Origin of the sequence: Krasilnikoviella flava, assembly GCF_900167525.1 — a bacterium.
GTDB lineage: Bacteria > Actinomycetota > Actinomycetes > Actinomycetales > Cellulomonadaceae > Isoptericola > Isoptericola flavus.
Genome location: NZ_FUZQ01000004.1, coordinates 14916 through 32236 on the forward strand (window position 1 = coordinate 14916; position 17321 = coordinate 32236).

General features: G+C 73.3%; 15 protein-coding genes. 13 read left to right on the forward strand and 2 right to left on the reverse strand.

Translation table 11 applies throughout. From position 1 onward, the window contains the following. Positions 1 to 52 precede the first annotated feature (52 nt). From bcp to B5Y66_RS11010, 7 genes are all read left to right on the forward strand, one after another. Positions 53 to 547 (forward strand): thioredoxin-dependent thiol peroxidase, encoded by a 495-nt coding sequence (bcp, locus tag B5Y66_RS10980; protein ID WP_079574554.1) that lies wholly within the window; start codon positions 53 to 55, stop codon positions 545 to 547. 111 nt (positions 548 to 658) lie between these two features. After that, positions 659 to 2248 carry a malate synthase A gene (aceB, locus tag B5Y66_RS10985; protein ID WP_079574556.1) on the forward strand — a complete coding sequence of 530 codons (1590 nt, stop codon included), beginning with the start codon at positions 659 to 661 and terminating at the stop codon, positions 2246 to 2248. Between the two features lie 168 nt (positions 2249 to 2416). Beyond that, a complete protein-coding gene (gene gatC, locus B5Y66_RS10990) occupies positions 2417 to 2713 on the forward strand; it encodes an Asp-tRNA(Asn)/Glu-tRNA(Gln) amidotransferase subunit GatC (protein ID WP_079574557.1) in 297 nt (98 codons plus the stop codon). Between the two features lies 1 nt (position 2714). After that, a complete protein-coding gene (gene gatA, locus B5Y66_RS10995; RefSeq protein ID WP_079574558.1) occupies positions 2715 to 4235 on the forward strand; it encodes an Asp-tRNA(Asn)/Glu-tRNA(Gln) amidotransferase subunit GatA in 1521 nt (506 codons plus the stop codon). A gap of 25 nt (positions 4236 to 4260) precedes the next feature. Next, positions 4261 to 5775: an Asp-tRNA(Asn)/Glu-tRNA(Gln) amidotransferase subunit GatB gene (gatB, locus tag B5Y66_RS11000; protein ID WP_079574559.1), complete on the forward strand. Its 1515-nt coding sequence runs from the start codon at positions 4261 to 4263 to the stop codon at positions 5773 to 5775. Continuing rightward, positions 5775 to 6359, forward strand: a complete 585-nt coding sequence (locus B5Y66_RS11005) for a GNAT family N-acetyltransferase (protein ID WP_079574560.1) — start codon at positions 5775 to 5777, stop codon at positions 6357 to 6359. Before gatB ends, B5Y66_RS11005 begins: the two co-directional genes overlap by 1 nt. Before the next feature lie 189 nt (positions 6360 to 6548). Beyond that, complete coding sequence (locus B5Y66_RS11010; protein ID WP_079574561.1) at positions 6549 to 7376, forward strand: bifunctional allantoicase/(S)-ureidoglycine aminohydrolase; 828 nt, start codon at positions 6549 to 6551, stop codon at positions 7374 to 7376. A 24-nt stretch (positions 7377 to 7400) separates the two neighbouring features. On the opposite strand, the gene B5Y66_RS11015 is transcribed toward B5Y66_RS11010, so the two are convergent. Then, positions 7401 to 8777: a cryptochrome/photolyase family protein gene (locus B5Y66_RS11015; RefSeq protein ID WP_079574562.1), complete on the reverse strand. Its 1377-nt coding sequence runs from the start codon at positions 8775 to 8777 to the stop codon at positions 7401 to 7403. Positions 8778 to 8884: 107 nt separating this feature from the next. On the opposite strand from B5Y66_RS11015, the gene B5Y66_RS11020 reads away from it, so the two are divergent. Then, positions 8885 to 10405 carry a peptide MFS transporter gene (locus tag B5Y66_RS11020; protein WP_079574563.1) on the forward strand — a complete coding sequence of 507 codons (1521 nt, stop codon included), beginning with the start codon at positions 8885 to 8887 and terminating at the stop codon, positions 10403 to 10405. A 37-nt stretch (positions 10406 to 10442) separates the two neighbouring features. Here the strand turns inward: B5Y66_RS11020 and B5Y66_RS11025 are convergent, their stop codons facing one another. After that, positions 10443 to 11018 (reverse strand): DoxX family membrane protein, encoded by a 576-nt coding sequence (locus B5Y66_RS11025; RefSeq protein WP_139820849.1) that lies wholly within the window; start codon positions 11016 to 11018, stop codon positions 10443 to 10445. 320 nt (positions 11019 to 11338) lie between these two features. On the opposite strand from B5Y66_RS11025, the gene ilvD reads away from it, so the two are divergent. From ilvD to B5Y66_RS11050, 5 genes are all read left to right on the forward strand, one after another. Continuing rightward, positions 11339 to 13201 (forward strand): dihydroxy-acid dehydratase, encoded by a 1863-nt coding sequence (gene ilvD, locus B5Y66_RS11030; protein ID WP_079574564.1) that lies wholly within the window; start codon positions 11339 to 11341, stop codon positions 13199 to 13201. A gap of 81 nt (positions 13202 to 13282) precedes the next feature. Next, a complete protein-coding gene (locus B5Y66_RS11035; RefSeq protein WP_079574565.1) occupies positions 13283 to 14191 on the forward strand; it encodes a tryptophan 2,3-dioxygenase in 909 nt (302 codons plus the stop codon). Then, entirely contained in the window at positions 14188 to 15213 is a 1026-nt protein-coding gene (locus tag B5Y66_RS11040; protein ID WP_176168849.1) for an amidohydrolase family protein, read from the forward strand. The genes B5Y66_RS11035 and B5Y66_RS11040 overlap by 4 nt, the downstream gene beginning before the upstream one ends. Continuing rightward, positions 15210 to 16472, forward strand: coding sequence for a kynureninase (locus B5Y66_RS11045; RefSeq protein ID WP_079574566.1), 1263 nt, complete (start codon positions 15210 to 15212; stop codon positions 16470 to 16472). The genes B5Y66_RS11040 and B5Y66_RS11045 overlap by 4 nt, the downstream gene beginning before the upstream one ends. Next, positions 16469 to 17299, forward strand: a complete 831-nt coding sequence (locus B5Y66_RS11050; RefSeq protein WP_079574567.1) for a PaaX family transcriptional regulator — start codon at positions 16469 to 16471, stop codon at positions 17297 to 17299. The genes B5Y66_RS11045 and B5Y66_RS11050 overlap by 4 nt, the downstream gene beginning before the upstream one ends. Positions 17300 to 17321: the final 22 nt, after the last annotated feature.

A 17321-nucleotide genomic window follows, 5' to 3' on the forward strand; every position in this document is an offset into this window, starting at 1 on the left:
CGGTTCCCTGCCACCGACACGAACGAACGACACGAACGAACGAGGACGCACGATGACGCGACTCCAGCCGGGCGACACCGCCCCCGACTTCACCCTGCCCGACGCCGCCGGCGCGACCGTGTCCCTCGCGGACGTGCGCGCGGGCGCGGACAAGGGCGTGGTCGTCTACTTCTACCCGAAGGCGGGCACCCCCGGGTGCACCACCGAGGCGTGCGACTTCCGCGACAACCTCGCCTCGCTCGCGGGGGCGGGGTACGCCGTCGTCGGGGTCTCCGCGGACCCCGTCGAGGACATCCGCGCCTTCGTCGACGCCGAGCACCTGACGTTCCCCCTGCTGAGCGACGCGGACCACGCGGTGGCCGACGCCTACGGCACGTGGGGCCCCAAGACGATCGACGGCCGGACGTTCGACGGGGTGCACCGCTGCACCTTCGTCGTCGAGCCGGGCGGGTCGATCCGTTCCGCCGAGTACGACGTCGAGGCCACGGGTCACGTGGCCGCGCTGCGCGCGCAGCTCGTGGGTGCCCGAGAGGGCGTGAACCGCTAGGGTTCCCCCAGAGGTTTCCACCAGGCGTAATCAGGATTCCGCTATGCATCGGTTCGCCATGCAGCGTGCAGCACACCCGAACCAGCAGGACAAGAACAAGGAGGGACTGTCGTGGAGCTCCCCGACGGCCTGACCATCACCGCCGAGATCGGTGAGCGCGACACCGAGGTCCTCACCCCGGCCGCGCTCGACCTCATCGTGACCCTGCAGCGCGAGCTGGGCGGCCGTCGCCTCGAGCTGCTGGAGGCGCGGCAGCGTCGCCGCCAGGCGCTGGCCGACGGGGGCACGCTCGACTTCCTCCCGGAGACCGCGCACATCCGTGCCGACGACTCCTGGACCGTGGCCGCCCCGGCCCCCGGGCTCGTCGACCGCCGCGTGGAGATCACCGGCCCGACGGACCGCAAGATGACCGTCAACGCGCTCAACTCGGGCGCGAAGTGCTGGCTCGCCGACCAGGAGGACGCGAACACGCCGCAGTGGCGCAGCGTGGTCGGCGGCCAGCTCAACCTGCTCGACGCGATCAACCGCACGATCGACTTCACCAACGAGGCGAACGGCAAGCGCTACGAGCTCAAGCCGGACGACGAGCTCGCGACGATCATCATGCGCCCCCGCGGGTGGCACATGAACGAGAAGCACGTGCTGGTCGACGGCACGGAGGCCTCGGGCTCCCTGGTCGACTTCGCGCTCTACGTCGCGACGGCGGGGCTGCGGCAGATCGAGAAGGGCCTCGGGCCGTACTTCTACCTGCCGAAGATGGAGTCGCACCTCGAGGCGCGGCTCTGGAACGACGCGTTCGTCCTGGCGCAGGACGCCCTCGGCATCCCGCGCGGCACCATCCGTGCCACGGTGCTCATCGAGACCATCCCGGCGGCGTTCGAGATGGAGGAGATCCTCTACGAGCTGCGCGAGCACTCCGCGGGCCTCAACGCCGGCCGCTGGGACTACCTGTTCTCCGTGGTGAAGAACTTCCGCAAGAGCGGGTCCGCCTACCTGCTGCCCGACCGCAACCAGATCACCATGACGGTGCCGTTCATGCGGGCCTACACCGAGCTGCTCGTCTCGACGTGCCACCAGCGCGGCGCGCACGCCATCGGCGGCATGGCCGCGTTCATCCCGAGCAAGGACGCCGAGGCCAACGAGCAGGCCTACGCCAAGGTGAGCGCCGACAAGGCGCGCGAGGCCGGCGACGGCTTCGACGGCTCCTGGGTGGCGCACCCGGGCATGGTCGCCACCTGCAAGGAGGCGTTCACCGCCGTGCTCGGCGACCGGCCGAACCAGATCGACCGCAAGCGCGAGGACGTGCGCGTGACGGCCGCCGACCTGCTGTCGGTGGACAAGACGCCGGGCACCGTCACCGAGGCGGGCCTGCGCAACAACGTGTCCGTCGGCATCCAGTACCTGCACGCCTGGCTGGGCGGGCTCGGCGCGGTCGCCATCTTCGGCCTCATGGAGGACGCCGCGACCGCGGAGATCTCCCGGTCGCAGGTGTGGCAGTGGCTGCACAACGGCGTCGTCCTCGCCGACACGGGCGAGAGGGTGACCCGCGAGCTGGTGGACCGGCTCGTCGCCGAGGAGGTGGCCAAGCTCCCGGGCGACGCCGCCGACTACGCCGTGGCGCGCAGCACGTTCCTCGAGGTCGCCGTGGCCGACGAGTACATCGACTTCCTCACGACGGCCGCCTACGAGCGGATGGACTGAGGAACCGGCACGCTCGGCTGCGACGGGGGCGCCGAGCACCGCCGGAGCGAGACGGCCGGGACCACGTTCTGTGACGTGGTCCCGGCCGTCTCGTCATCGGTGTCCGTCATCTGCGCCGTCACGTGGGGACAACGTCCCCGACATGTGCCGACCACTAGACTGGCGGCCATGTCCACCATCTCCCGAGACGAGGTCGCGCGCGTCGCCGCCCTGGCCCGGATCGACCTGCGCGACGACGAGGTCGACCGGCTCGCCGGCGAGCTCGACGTCATCGTCGACTCGATCGCCCGCGTGCGCGAGGTCGCCACCCCTGACGTCCCCGCGACGAGCCACCCGCTGCCCCTGACCAACGTGTTCCGCGAGGACGTGCCGCAGCCGGCGCTGCCCGTGGCCGACGTGCTGGCCTCCGCGCCGGACGCCCAGGACGGGCGCTTCGCCGTGCCGCAGATCCTCGGGGAGGAGTGAGATGACGGACCTGACCCGCCTCAGCGCCGCCCGCCTGGCCGAGACGCTGGCCGCCGGCGAGGCCTCCAGTGTCGAGGTGACCCGCGCGCACCTGGACCGCATCGCCGCCGTCGACGGCGACGTGCACGCCTTCCTGCACGTCAACGAGGACGACGCGCTGGCCACGGCCGCCGACGTCGACGCCCGTCGCGCGGCCGGCGAGGAGCTGCACGCGCTGGCCGGCGTGCCGATCGCCGTCAAGGACGTCGTCGTGACGAAGGGCATGCCGTCCACCGCCGGCTCGAAGATCCTCGAGGGCTGGATCCCGCCCTACGACGCGACCCTCGTCGAGAAGCTCCGCGCCGCGGGCCTGCCGATCCTCGGCAAGACGAACATGGACGAGTTCGCGATGGGCTCCTCCACGGAGCACTCGGCCTACGGCGACACGCACAACCCGTGGGACCTCGACCGCATCCCCGGCGGCTCCGGCGGTGGCTCCGCGGCCGCGGTCGCGGCCTTCGAGGCCCCGCTGGCGATCGGCACCGACACCGGCGGCTCGATCCGCCAGCCGGGCGCCGTCACCGGCACGGTCGGCGTGAAGCCCACGTACGGCGGCGTCTCGCGCTACGGCCTCATCGCCATGGCGTCCTCGCTCGACCAGGCGGGCCCCGTCACGCGTACCGTGCTGGACTCCGCGCTGCTGCACGAGCTCATCGGCGGCCACGACCCCCGCGACTCGACGTCCATCCCCGAGCCGCTGCCGCCGCTGGTCGCCGCGGCCCGCCAGGGTGCGCTGGGCGACCTGTCGGGCCTCAAGGTCGGCGTCGTGACGCAGCTGCAGGGCGAGGGCTATCAGCCGGGCGTGCTCGCGCGGTTCCACGAGTCGCTCGAGCTGCTGACGAAGGCCGGCGCCGAGGTCGTCGAGGTCTCCTGCCCGAGCTTCGACTACGCGCTCGCGGCGTACTACCTGATCATGCCGGCGGAGGCGTCGAGCAACCTCGCGAAGTTCGACGGCATGCGGTTCGGCCTGCGGGTCGAGCCCACCGACGGCCCGGTCACCGCCGAGCGCGTCATGGCCGCCACCCGCGGGGCCGGCTTCGGCGACGAGGTCAAGCGCCGCGTCATCCTGGGCACCTACGCCCTGTCGGCCGGTTACTACGACGCCTACTACGGCAGCGCGCAGAAGGTCCGCACGCTCATCCAGCGCGACTTCGCCGCAGCCTTCGCGCAGGCCGACGTGCTGGTCTCGCCCACGGCCCCGACCACGGCGTTCAAGCTGGGGGAGAAGCTGGACGACCCGCTGGCGATGTACCTCAACGATGTCGCGACCATCCCGGCCAACCTGGCCGGCGTGCCGGGCATCTCGGTGCCGAACGGCCTTGCTGCGTCGTCGGAGGGTGGCGCCGACCTGCCCACAGGTTTCCAGATCCTCGCGCCGGCGAAGGCGGACGACCGCCTCTACCGTGTCGGCGCCGCGCTCGAGTCGGCCCTCGAGTCCACCTGGGGCGCCCCGCTGCTGGCCAGCGCGCCCGAGCTGGGCTGACGGCGGAGAACAGGAGAACACCGCTGTGACCACGACCACCCATGGGACCCCTGCTCTCGTCGCCTACGACGACGCCGTGCGCCGCTACGACCCGGTGATCGGCATCGAGGTGCACGTCGAGCTCGGCACCCGCACCAAGATGTTCTGCGCGGCCGAGCAGTCGTTCGGCGCCGAGCCGAACACGCAGACCACGCCGGTGTCGCTCGGGCTGCCGGGCGCGCTGCCCGTCGTCAACGGCACCGCCGTCGAGTACGCGATCCGCATCGGCCTGGCGCTCAACTGCCAGATCGCCGAGACCTGCCGCTTCGCCCGGAAGAACTACTTCTACCCGGACGTGCCGAAGAACTTCCAGACGTCGCAGTACGACGAGCCGATCGCCTTCGAGGGCTTCCTCGACGTCGAGCTCGAGGACGGCACGGTGCACCGCGTCGAGATCGAGCGCGCGCACATGGAGGAGGACGCCGGCAAGAACACGCACGTCGGCGGTTCGGCCGGCCGCATCCACGGCGCCGAGTACTCGCTGGTCGACTACAACCGCGCCGGCGTCCCGCTGGTGGAGATCGTCACCAAGCCGATCACCGGCGCGGGGGAGCGGGCGCCCGAGGTGGCCCGCGCCTACGTGCAGGCGCTGCGCGACATCTTCCGCGTGCTCGACGTCTCCGAGGCCCGCATGGAGCGCGGCAACGTCCGCGCCGACGTCAACCTCTCGCTGCGCCCGACGCCCGAGTCGCCGCTCGGCACCCGCACCGAGACGAAGAACGTCAACTCGTTCCGCTCGGTCGAGCGGGCGGTGCGCTACGAGGTCTCGCGCCAGGCCGCGATCCTCGACGCCGGCGGGACGGTGATCCAGGAGACCCGGCACTTCCACGAGGAGGACGGCTCGACGTCGCCCGGCCGTGTGAAGTCGGACGCCGAGGACTACCGGTACTTCCCGGAGCCCGACCTCGTGCCCGTCGCGCCCTCGCGCGAGTGGGTCGAGGAGATCCGCGCGACGCTGCCCGAGCTGCCGCAGGCCCGGCGCCGCCGCCTGCACGACGAGTGGGGCTTCGCGGACGCCGAGATGCGCGACGTCGTCAACGCGGGAGCGCTCGACCTCATCGAGGCGACCGTCGCCGCGGGCGCGACCCCGGCCGCGGCCCGCAAGTGGTGGATGGGTGAGCTGGCTCGCCGGGCCAAGCAGGACGAGGTCGAGCTGGCGGATCTCGCGATCACGCCCGCACAGATCGGCGAGCTGCAGCAGCTCGTCGACTCCGGCCGCATCAACGACAAGATCGCCCGCCAGGTGCTCGACGGCGTGCTCGCCGGCGAGGGCGATCCGGAGGCGGTCGTGGCGGCCCGCGGCCTGGAGGTCGTCTCGGACGACGGCCCGCTCCTCGAGGCGATCGACGCGGCGCTGGCGGCCCAGCCCGACATCGTGGAGAAGGTCCGCGGGGGCAACCAGGGCCCGGTGGGCGCCATCATCGGCGCGGTGATGAAGGCGACGAGGGGCCAGGCGGACGCCAAGCGCGTGCGCGAGCTGGTGCTGGAGAGGATCGGCTGATGCGGTCGCCCGTCCTGCACGGGGAGCTCGTGCGCCTGCGCCCGCTCGAGACGCGCGACGCTCACCGGCTCTGGGTGTCGCTGCGCGACCCCGACAGCGGGCGGCTGACGGGCATGGGCACGAGCGGCGCCTCGACCCGTGCCGAGGTGGACGCGTGGGCCGCACGCGCGGCGGAGCTCCCCGCCCGGTACGACTGGGCGGTCACGTCGGCCGCCGTGCGCGACGGGGAGCTCGTCAGCGACGACCTGATCGGCGAGATCTCGCTCGACCAGGTGGACCTCGTGCTGCGGTCGGCCAGCCTGCGCCTGCGGATGATGCCCGACTACCGGGGCCGGGGGTACGGGCGCGAGGCCATCGGTGAGGTGCTGCGGTTCGCGTTCGACGGCGGCGCCGGCCCGGGGCTGCACCGCGTGAGCCTCGCGGTGATCAGCATCAACCCGCGGGCCCGCGCGCTGTACGACTCGCTCGGGTTCCGCGAGGAGGGGCGCCTGCGCGACGCCTTCCGCGACGGGAAGGGCTGGGCGGACGCCGTCGTCATGAGCATCCTCGAGGACGAGTTCCGCGCCGGGTCCGGCACGGACTGACGACCACCCACGACGACGGCCCACGACGCGGCCACGACGCCGGTGACCGCACGCCCGCGGCCACCGGCGTCGTCGTCCACGGGCGTCCTTGACACTGTCGCCGCCCGCGCCTTAACTTCATATCGCAGAAACAGTATTCCAAACTATGGAAGAACTGATCGCGTCACCGTCGAGCGAGGAGCGAGATCCATGACCCAGACCACCCGCTACTACACCCCGCAGGGCGGGCTGCCCGGCCAGGAGGAGCTCCTCACCGACCGTGCGATCGTCACCGAGGCGTACACGGTCATCCCGCGGGGCGTGCTGCGCGACATCGTCACGTCGAACCTGCCCGGCTGGTCCAAGACCCGGCTGTGGGTGCTCGCACGGCCGGTCGAGGGCTTCGCCACCACCTTCGCGCAGTACGTCGTGGAGGTCTCCCCGGGCGGGGGCGCCGACCGCGGCGAGGTCGAGGCGACCGTGCAGTCGGTCGTCTTCGTCACCGAGGGCACGCTGGTGCTCACGGTGGGCGGCGCGGAGCACGTGCTCGAGCCCGGCGGCTACGCGTACCTCGCCGCAGGCGACCAGTGGTCGCTGCACAACCGCTCGGACGCCAAGGCCGCCTTCCAGTGGGTCCGCAAGGTCTACGAGCGCATCGACGGCTACGAGGCGAAGACCTTCGTCACCCGCGAGCAGGACGTCGCGCCGCGACCGATGCCCGACACCGACGGTGCCTGGGCCACCACGCGCTTCGTCGACCCGGACGACCTCGCCCACGACATGCACGTCAACATCGTGACGTTCCAGCCCGGCGGCTCGATCCCGTTCGCCGAGACGCACATCATGGAGCACGGCCTGTACGTGCTCGAGGGCAAGGCCGTCTACCGCCTCAACGGCGACTGGGTCGAGGTGCAGGAGGGCGACTTCATGTGGCTCCGCGCCTTCTGCCCGCAGGCCTGCTACGCCGGCGGCCCGAAGCCGTTCCGCTACCTGCTCTACAAGGACGTCAACCGGCAGGTGAAGCTCGACCGCCGCTGACGGCCCGGGCGCTCCGGCGGCGCCTCAGCGGCGCGCACGCTCGAAGTCGTCGAGCGTGACGCGCCGCTCGTGCGCGTGGTCGACGGCCCGGGCCGGGTAGCCCTCCGGCGGCGAGGGCAGCTTCCACGGCTCGTGCACGGCGCGGCCGGCGACGTCCCGCAGCTCGGGCACCCAGCGGCGCACGTAGTCGCCGTCCGGGTCGAACTTCTTCCCCTGGGTCACCGGGTTGAAGACCCGGAAGTAGGGGGCCGCGTCGTGACCCGTGCCCGCCACCCACTGCCAGTTCAGCTGGTTCTGCGACACGTCGCCGTCCACCAGGTGCGCCATGAAGTGCGCGGCCCCGCGCTGCCAGCGCACGTGCAGGTCCTTGACGAGGAACGACGCGACGACCATCCGGACCCGGTTGTGCATCCACCCGGTGGCGAGGAGCTGGCGCATCCCGGCGTCGACGAGCGGGTAGCCGGTGCGGCCCGCGGCCCAGGTCTCGAAGGCGGTGTCGCCGGTCGCGCCGGTGGCCCAGGAGTCGTCGGGCACCACGGCCCGCAGCGAGCGGGACCGGGCGTCCGGGCGGTGGTGCAGGACGTCGGCGTGGAACTCGCGCCAGGCGAGCTCGGAGCGGTACGTCGCGACGTCGGCCTCGGGCGCCCCGCCGGCCTGCGCCCGGCCGAGGTCGGCCAGCAGCGTCCGCGGGTGGACCTCGCCCCAGCGCAGGTGCGCGGACATCGCCGAGGTGCCCGCGAGGTCCGGCCGGTCCCGGTTCGTCCCGTAGCCCGCGAGGCCGTCGCGCAGGAACGCGTGCCACCGGCGCCGCGCGGCGTCCTCGCCGGCACGGGGCAGGCGCTCCGCCGTCGGCGCGGCGTCGGGCAGGTCGTCCGTGCGCAGCGACGCCCAGGGGATCTCGCGCGGCCGCGGCGCCGGCGCCCGCCAGCCGTGCTCCAGCCACGCGCCGCGGAACGGCGTGAACACCTGGTAGGGCGTGCCCGCGCCGGTGCGCAGCCGGCCCGGGGAGACGGCGTACGCGGAACCGGTGCGGACCAGGCGCGCACCGGTCGAGGCAAGGGCGGCCTCCGCGGCGTCGTCCCGGCGCCGGCCGTACGGCTCGTGGCTCGCGGCCACGTGCACCTCGCCGGCCCCCACGGTCCGGGCGACGGCGGGCACCGCGTCGCGCGGGTCGCCGCGGCGCACCACCAGCCGGCCGTCGCAGGCGGCGTCGAGGGCGCGGAGCGAGGCGGTCAGGTAGGCCAGGCGGTTGGCTCCCGCCGCGGACCACAGGGCGTCGTCCAGGACGTAGAGCCCCACGACCTCGCCGCCGTCGGAGCGGGCCGCCTCCACGGCAGCCACGAGAGCAGGGTTGTCGGCGAGGCGCAGGTCGCGCCGGAACCAGATCACGGTCGTCGACATCCGACCACCGTACGTTCCCGTTCCGGCCCCGGCCGAGGACGGACGTGGCGGGTGGAAGCCACCACCACCGGTCGCAGATCCCCGACCCCGGTGTCACAGTCGTGTCCATGACCGATCAGGCGGCAGCGTCGGCGCCGCACCCGGAGCACGAGGGGGACCGCGCCTTCTTCGGCCACCCGCGCGGGCTGATGACGCTCGCCACGACGGAGGCCTGGGAGCGGTTCAGCTACTACGGCATGCGGGCGATCCTGCTGCTGTACCTGACGGACACCGTCGCCAACGGTGGGCTCGGGATGGACGAGACGACGGGCGCCGCGTTCGTCTCCATCTACGGCACGTCGGTCTACCTGCTGTCGGTCGTGGGCGGCTGGCTCGCCGACCGGGTGATCGGGGCGCGGCGCTCGGTGCTGTACGGCGGGATCATCATCGCCGCCGGGCACGTGGCGCTCACGGTGCCCACCTACGCCTTCTCGATGCTCGGCATCGGCATGGTCGCGTTCGGCACCGGCCTGCTCAAGCCGAACGTCTCCTCGATGGTCGGCGAGCTCTACTCCCGCGACGACCCGCGCCGCGACCCGGCGTTCTCGATCTTCTACATGGGGATCAACCTGGGGTCGTTCTTCTCGCCCTTCATCGTCGGCTTCGTCCAGCGCATGTGGGGCTACCACGCGGGATTCTCGGTCGCGGCCGTCGGCATGGCGATCGCGCTGGTCTTCTTCGTCGCCGGCTACCGGTACCTGGGCGACGCCGGCACGGACGTCCCCAACCCGATCCGGCCGCAGGACCGGCCGGCCGTCGTCCGCCTCGGCCTCATCGTCCTCGGGGCGATCGCCCTGGCGACGGCGCTCGCCGTCGTCCTCGCCGGAGGCTGGGCGGTCGAGACCTTCATCGACGCGGTGTCGTACCTGGCCCTGGCGACCCCGGTCGTGCTGCTGACCGTGATGTACCGCTCGAAGCGGGTGACCGACGCCGAGCGGCCCCGCGTGCTGGCCTACGTGCCGCTGTTCGTCTCGGCGATGCTGTTCTGGATGATCTTCGAGCAGGCGGCGACCACGCTCACGCAGTTCGCCGCGGACCGGACCGAGCTCCAGCTGTTCGGCATCGAGCTGTCGCCGGCGTTCTTCCAGTCGATCAACCCGGCGACGATCATCGTCCTGGCGCCGGTGTTCGCGTGGATCTGGACCAGGACGGGGGACCGCCCGCCCACCGCGTACAAGTTCGTCATGGGGCTGACCCTGGCCGCCCTGTCGTTCCTGTTCCTCGCGGGGATGTCCGAGGTCTTCGCCGAGGAGCTCGCCCCGCCGTGGGTGCTCGGGGTCGTCTACGTCATCCAGACGCTCGGCGAGCTGTGCCTCTCGCCGGTGGGCATCGCGGCGACGACGCTGCTGGCCCCGCGGGCGTTCCGTGGGCAGGCGATGGCGCTGTGGTTCCTGTCGTCGGCCGCCGGGCAGGCGATCACGGCGCAGACGATCGAGGCGACCGAGGGCGTCTCGGACACCGCCTACTTCGGGGGGATCGGCGTCGTGGCGCTGGTGTTCGCGGGGCTCCTGCTGCTGCTCGCCCCGTGGGTCACGCGGCACATCCGGCGCGCCGACGAGATGGAGCACACCCACAGCGCCGGCGCCTGAGCGCGCCGGCGCCGCGGGTGCTGCCCCAGCGCCCCGGTCAGCGCAGCCAGGTGGCGCTGCCGGGCACGGGCGAGGCGGCCCAGGCGCGGCCGAGGCCCCAGGTGTCGCCGGCGCGGGTGAGCGCGAGGGCGGCCAGGAGCGCCGTGAACACGAGGTGCTGGTCGACGACGGGGTTCTGCGAGCCCGCCGCGAAGGGCCAGGTCGAGAGCCACAGGCTCAGCATGAGGATGCCGCCGGCCACGGCCGCGACGCGCAGCCCGATACCGAGCAGCAGGGCCAGGCCCGTGCCGAGCATCCCCAGCATGAACAGCCAGTCGACGGCGGGGCCGCTCAGCGTGGCGAAGCCGCCGGCGAGCGGGCTCTCGATCGAGCCCAGGTAGCCGGCTGTGGGGGAGCTGCCCTCCACCCATGCGCGCTCGGCGGGGGTGGCGTAGCCGAGGCCGAAGGTCTTGTCGGCCACGGGCCACAGGAACACCCCTGCGAGGAGGATGCGACACAGCGCCAGCGCGCGGCGCGCGGCCGGCAGGGTCACGACGCCCGTCGCGTCGTCGTCGGTCCGGGTGCGGTCGGTGGGGGTCGTGCCGATCGTGCTGCCTGCGGCGGTCGCGGTCATGAGTGTGCTCCCTGATCGTGGTGCGCTGCGTGGTGCTGAGGTCGGTGACTCCGTGGCGGCGCTGCCCGGAGGCGGGTCGCTGCTGGTGATGCGGTTCGCCGTGGACCTCCGGTTGATCCGGTTTGTCCGCAAAACTGGTTGAACCGTGGACAACATGCCCCTGGTTGCTCGGGGATCGCAACCTGTCCGTGACCTTCGGATCGTTTCGTCGGGCAAATCGACCACTGGGCGGACGGGTGCCCGCGATCCGGGACGGCGGGCGTAGCGTGCCCGTGCGCGTCGTCCGCGACGGCGCGGCAGAACTCGTCGAAGGAGCTGACATGAGCCGTCCCCTGCGCTCTCGGACGTCCACCCACGGCCGCAACATGGCCGGTGCCCGCGCGCTGTGGCGCGCCACCGGGATGGGAGCGGGCGACTTCGGCAAACCGATCATCGCGATCGCGAACTCGTACACGCAGTTCGTCCCCGGGCACGTGCACCTCAAGGACATGGGCGACCTCGTCGCGTCCGCGATCCAGGAGGCCGGCGGCGTCGCGAAGGAGTTCAACACCATCGCGGTGGACGACGGCATCGCGATGGGCCACGGCGGCATGCTCTACTCGCTGCCCAGCCGCGACCTCATCGCCGACTCGGTCGAGTACATGGTCAACGCGCACTGCGCCGACGCCCTCGTGTGCATCTCCAACTGCGACAAGATCACGCCCGGCATGCTCAACGCCGCGCTGCGCCTCAACATCCCCGTGATCTTCGTGTCCGGGGGCCCGATGGAGGCCGGCAAGGCGATCGTCGCGGACGGCGTCGCGAAGACTCCTCTCAACCTCGTCAACGCGATCAACTACTCGGCCGACGACAACGTGTCCGACGACGCGCTCGCCCAGGTCGAGGAGAACGCCTGCCCCACGTGCGGGTCGTGCTCCGGGATGTTCACGGCGAACTCGATGAACTGCCTCACCGAGGCGCTCGGCCTGTCGCTGCCCGGCAACGGCTCCACGCTGGCCACGCACTCCGCCCGCAAGGAGCTCTTCCTCGAGGCGGGGCGCACCATCGTCGACCTGGCCAAGCGCTACTACGACGACGAGGACGACTCGGCGGCGCCCCGGTCGATCGCGACCAAGGCGGCGTTCTCCAACGCGATGGCCCTCGACGTGGCGATGGGCGGTTCCACCAACACGGTGCTGCACATCCTCGCGGGCGCCCAGGAGGGCGAGGTCGACTTCGACCTCACCGACATCGAGCAGATCAGCCGCCGCGTGCCGTGCCTGAGCAAGGTCGCGCCGAACCACCCGAACTTCCACATGGAGGACGTGCACCGGGCCGGTGGCATCCCCGCCCTGCTGGGCGAGCTGGACCGCGCCGGCCTGCTCGACCACGACGTCACCTCCGTGCACACGCCCACGCTGCGCGCGTGGCTCGACGACTGGGACGTCCGCGGCGGCAAGGCCACCGACAGGGCGAAGGAGCTGTTCCTCGCCGCCCCCGGCGGGGTGCGCACCACCCAGGCCTTCTCGACGTCCAACGTCTGGGAGAGCCTCGACACCGACGCCGCCGAGGGCTGCATCCGCGACCTCGAGCACGCGTACACGGTGGAGGGCGGCCTGGCCGTGCTCCGCGGCAACCTCGCCGAGGACGGCGCCGTGTTCAAGACGGCGGGCGTCGACCCGGACGTCTTCCACTTCGTCGGCAAGGCCCTGGTCTGCGAGTCGCAGGAGGACGCCGTCGAGAAGATCCTCACCAAGCAGGTGCAGCCGGGGCACGTCGTGGTCGTGCGCTACGAGGGCCCCGCCGGCGGCCCGGGCATGCAGGAGATGCTCTACCCGACGTCGTTCATCAAGGGCCGAGGCCTGGGCAAGGTGTGCGCGCTCATCACCGACGGCCGGTTCTCCGGCGGGTCGAGCGGCATCTCGGTCGGCCACGTGTCGCCCGAGGCGGCCGCGGGCGGCGTCATCGGCCTGGTCGAGGACGGCGACGAGATCGAGATCGACGTCGACACCCGGCTCATCCGGCTCAACGTCGCGGACGAGGTGCTCGCCGAGCGTCGCGCCAAGATGGAGGCCCGGGAGAACCCGTGGCAGCCCGAGAACCGCGACCGGTACGTCTCCCCGGCGCTGCAGGCGTACGCGGCGATGGCGACCTCCGCCGACCGCGGCGCCGTGCGCGACGTGTCGCTCATCGCGCGCCGCTGACCGGAGTGTCACCGTGGCGCCCGTCCGGACCCGTGTTGCGGGATCTGGGCGGGCGTCACGTTCGTGACATATGCTCCGGGCATGGTCGACCAGCCCGGGCCCGCCGCCGCGCGCGCCGACTCGCCCAACGAGCGCGAGCTCGAGCCGGAGATCGTCACCGACCTGCGGGAGCGGATGACGTACGGCTCCTACCTGCACCTGGACACGCTGCTGGCGGCCCAGGAGCCGATCAGCACGCCGGTGCACCACGACGAGATGCTGTTCATCGTGCAGCACCAGACGACGGAGCTGTGGCTCAAGCTGGTGCTGCACGAGCTCGTCTCCGCGCGTGACCTGCTCGCCGCGGACGAGCTGGGGGCGGCGCTCAAGCGCATCGCGCGCGTCAAACACGTGCAGCGCACGCTCACCGAGCAGTGGTCGGTGCTCGCCACGCTCACGCCCAGCGAGTACGCCCAGTTCCGCGGGTTCCTCGGGAACGCGTCCGGGTTCCAGTCGTGGCAGTACCGGGCGGTCGAGTTCCTGCTCGGCAACAAGAACGCCCGCATGCTGGCCGTCTTCGACGCCGAGCCCGAGGCCCGCGCCGAGCTCGCGCGGCTGCTCGCCGAGCCGAGCGTGTACGACGAGTTCCTGCGCTACCTCGCCCGGCACGGCCACGACGTGCCGCAGCGGGTGCTCGACCGCGACGTCACGACCGCGCACACGCTCGACGACGACCTGGTCGAGGTGTTCCGCCGCATCTACGCCGATCCGTCGGGCCACTGGTCCGCCTACGAGACGTGCGAGGAGCTGGTCGACCTCGAGGACAACTTCCAGCTCTGGCGCTTCCGCCACATGAAGACCGTGCTGCGCATCATCGGCACCAAGCGCGGCACCGGTGGGTCCAGCGGTGTCGGCTTCCTCCAGCGGGCCCTCGACCTGACGTTCTTCCCGGAGCTGTTCGCCGTGCGCACGGAGATCGGCGCCACCGCCGGGCCTGGCGCGCGGTCGTGACCGGCCCGCTGGTCGTGCCCCCGGGCGTCGCCCCGGTCGCCCTCCCCGCCGACGTCCCGCCGGAGGTGCGGCGCCGGCTGGGGGAGTGCGGGACCCTGCTGCCGCCGTTCACCGACGCCCACGTGCACCTGGGTCTCGTGGACCCGGCGCCGCTGCGTGCCCACGGCGTGGCGGCCGTCCACGACCTCGGCTGGGTCTCCGGGGCCGCCGCCGCGTGGGCGGACGACCCCGCCCTCCCGCGCGTCCTGTACGCGGGCGCCTTCCTCACCGCGCCGGGCGGGTACCCGTCCGACCGGGCGTGGGCACCCGCAGGCGCGGTCGAGGAGGTCGCCGACCCGGACGCCGCGGCCGCGGCCGTGGACCGGCAGGTCGCCGCGGGGGCGTCGTTCGTGAAGGTCGCCCTGCACGGCACGGCGGGGCCGGTGCCCGACGACGCCACCCTGGCCGCCGTCGTCGGCCGGGCGCACGCGCGCGGGTGCGACGTCGTCGCGCACGCCGAGGGGCCGGGTCAGGTGGCGCGAGCGTTCGAGGCGGGCGTCGACCGCCTGGCGCACGCCCCGTTCAGCGAGCGCCTGCCCGACGAGCTGCTCGCGGCCATGGCCGCCCGCGGGGCGACGCGACGGCCGATGACGTGGCTCAGCACGCTCGACATCCACGGCTGGGGCACCCCGACGCCCGAGCACGCCGTCGCGCTCGACAACCTGGGCCGCTTCGCCGTGGCGGGCGGCCGGGTCCGCTACGGCACCGACCTGGGCAACGGCCCGTTGCCGGTGGGCCTGAACGCCCGCGAGCTCGCCGCCCTCGCGGCCGCCGGGCTCGGCCGGCGATCGCTGCTCACGGCGCTGGTGGGCGACGACCCGCCGGCCGGCCTGGTGTCGTTCGTGCCGGGTCCGGCCCCCGCGCGGGCCGACGACGGCGCCGTCCACGCCGCCTGGCTCGCCCGTGCCACCGTGCTCGACCTCGCCGACCTGCGGGACCCCGCATTCGTCCCGCCTGCCGCCGCACCCGGAGGAGCCGCATGACCGAGAACACCGCCGTCGACCGCGCCGCCGCGCTCGACGCCGCCGACCCGCTGGCCCGGTTCCGGGCGGCGTTCGTCGCCTCGGACGAGGTGACCGCCTACCTGGACGGCAACTCGCTCGGCCGCCCCACCCACGCGTCGGCCGAGCGCCTCGCCCGGTTCGCGCCCGACGTGTGGGGCGCCCGGTTGATCCGGGGCTGGGACGAGGAGTGGTACGACCTGCCGCTGCGCGTCGGCGACCGGATCGGCGCCGTCGCGGTCGGGGCGGCGCCCGGCCAGACGTTCGTCGGCGACTCGACGACCGTGATCCTGTACAAGCTCGTGCGGGCCGCGCTGTCGTCGCCGCGGGTGGCGGGGCGCGACGAGATCGTCCTCGACTCCGGCAACTTCCCGACCGACCGTTTCGTGCTGGAGGGGGTGGCGCGCGAGCACGGCGCCACGCTGCGCTGGATCGCCCCCGACCGTGACGGCGGCGTGACGCCCGAGCAGGTCTCCGCCGTGCTCACCGATCGCACCGCGCTCGTCGTGCTCAGCCACGTCGCCTACCGCTCCGGCTACGTGAGCGACGCCGCCGAGATCACGCGCCGCGCCCACGCCTCCGGCGCCTTGGTGCTGTGGGACCTGTGCCACTCCGCGGGCGCGGTACCGGTCGCGCTCGACGCATGGGGCGCGGACCTCGCTGCCGGGTGCACGTACAAGTACCTCAACGGCGGGCCGGGCTCGCCGGCCTTCGGGTACGTGCGCGCGGACCTCCAGGACGAGCTGGTCCAGCCGATCCAGGGCTGGATGGGCAGCGCCGAGCCGTTCGAGATGGGGCCCGCGTACGCCCCGCACGCGGGGGTGCGGAGGTTCCTGTCCGGCACGCCGGCGATCGTGGGCATGCTCGCCATGCAGGACACGCTCGACCTCCTCGCCGACGCCGGCCTCGACGTCGTCCGGGCGAAGTCGGTGGCGCTCACCCGGTTCGCGCTCGAGCTGGTGGACGACCTGCTGGTGCCGCTCGGGGTCCGGGTCGCGTCGCCGCGCGACGACGAGCGGCGGGGCAGCCACGTGACGGTCGACCACGACGCGTTCGCCGACACACTGCCGCTGCTGTGGTCCCGCGGCGTCATCCCCGACTTCCGTCGCCCGAACGGCCTCCGGCTCGGCCTCTCGCCGCTGTCGACGTCCTTCGGCGAGGTGCGGGTCGGCGTCGAGGCGGTGCGCGACGCGCTGGTCGAGGTCACCGGGGAGGCCGGGGTGCGCGGGGCCCGGCCGTGATTCTCGACGACCTGGACGCCCGCCCGGGCAGCGCCACCTCGCTGCTGCGGACCGTCGTCGGGCTGTACGCCCGCGACCTCGGCGGCTGGGTGGCCGCTGCGGACCTGGTCGCGCTGCTCGGCGCGGCCGGCGTCGCGCCCGGGGCCGCGCGGTCGGCGGTGTCCCGGGCCAAGGGGAGGGGCCTGCTCGACGGCGAGGAGTCCGGCGGCCGGGCGGGGTACCGCCTCGCGCCGGGCGCGGCGGCCATGCTCGAGCGCGGCGACCGGCGCATCTTCGCCTACCGGCAGCAGGCCGCCGACGACCCCTGGTGCCTCGTGTCGTTCTCGATCCCCGAGGCGCGGCGCGACGCGCGCCACCAGCTGCGGCGGCACCTGGCCGGCATCGGCTGCGGCACCGTCGCGGACGGGCTGTGGATCTGCCCGGGACACCTGGCCGATGAGGTCGAGGACATCCTCGAGGGGCTGGGCCTGCGCGACGTCGCGACGGTGTTCGTGGCGGGGACGCCCCGCGTGGCCGGGTCGCTCGCGGACGCCGTCGCCCGCTGGTGGGACCTCCCGCGCCTCGCGGCGATGCACCGGGACTTCCTGGCGGCGCACGCCGACCCGGACGGCGTCGGGTCGGGCGTCGGGTCAGGCGACGCGTTCGCCCGCTGGGTGCGCGCCGTCGACGACTGGCGCCCGCTGCCGTACCTCGACCCGGGGCTGCCGCCGGACGTGCTGCCCGCGGCCTGGCCGGGGACCGCGGGGGTCGCGCGGTTCGCCGCGCTGCAGGGCGCGCTTGCCGCGCCCGCGGCGGCGTACGTGCGCGAGGTCGTCGCCCGGGCCTGAGCAGGGTGGTCGGACCGCGCGC

Coding starts and splice junctions, on each gene's coding strand:
- B5Y66_RS11020 (WP_079574563.1), top strand. CDS start 8,885: ATGACCGATCAGGCGGCAGCGTCGGCGCCGCACCCGGAGCACGAGGGG.
- B5Y66_RS11035 (WP_079574565.1), top strand. CDS start 13,283: ATGGTCGACCAGCCCGGGCCCGCCGCCGCGCGCGCCGACTCGCCCAAC.
- gatA (WP_079574558.1), top strand. CDS start 2,715: ATGACGGACCTGACCCGCCTCAGCGCCGCCCGCCTGGCCGAGACGCTG.
- bcp (WP_079574554.1), top strand. CDS start 53: ATGACGCGACTCCAGCCGGGCGACACCGCCCCCGACTTCACCCTGCCC.
- gatC (WP_079574557.1), top strand. CDS start 2,417: ATGTCCACCATCTCCCGAGACGAGGTCGCGCGCGTCGCCGCCCTGGCC.
- B5Y66_RS11025 (WP_139820849.1), bottom strand. CDS start 11,018: ATGACCGCGACCGCCGCAGGCAGCACGATCGGCACGACCCCCACCGAC.
- B5Y66_RS11005 (WP_079574560.1), top strand. CDS start 5,775: ATGCGGTCGCCCGTCCTGCACGGGGAGCTCGTGCGCCTGCGCCCGCTC.
- B5Y66_RS11045 (WP_079574566.1), top strand. CDS start 15,210: ATGACCGAGAACACCGCCGTCGACCGCGCCGCCGCGCTCGACGCCGCC.
- B5Y66_RS11010 (WP_079574561.1), top strand. CDS start 6,549: ATGACCCAGACCACCCGCTACTACACCCCGCAGGGCGGGCTGCCCGGC.
- B5Y66_RS11015 (WP_079574562.1), bottom strand. CDS start 8,777: ATGTCGACGACCGTGATCTGGTTCCGGCGCGACCTGCGCCTCGCCGAC.
- ilvD (WP_079574564.1), top strand. CDS start 11,339: ATGAGCCGTCCCCTGCGCTCTCGGACGTCCACCCACGGCCGCAACATG.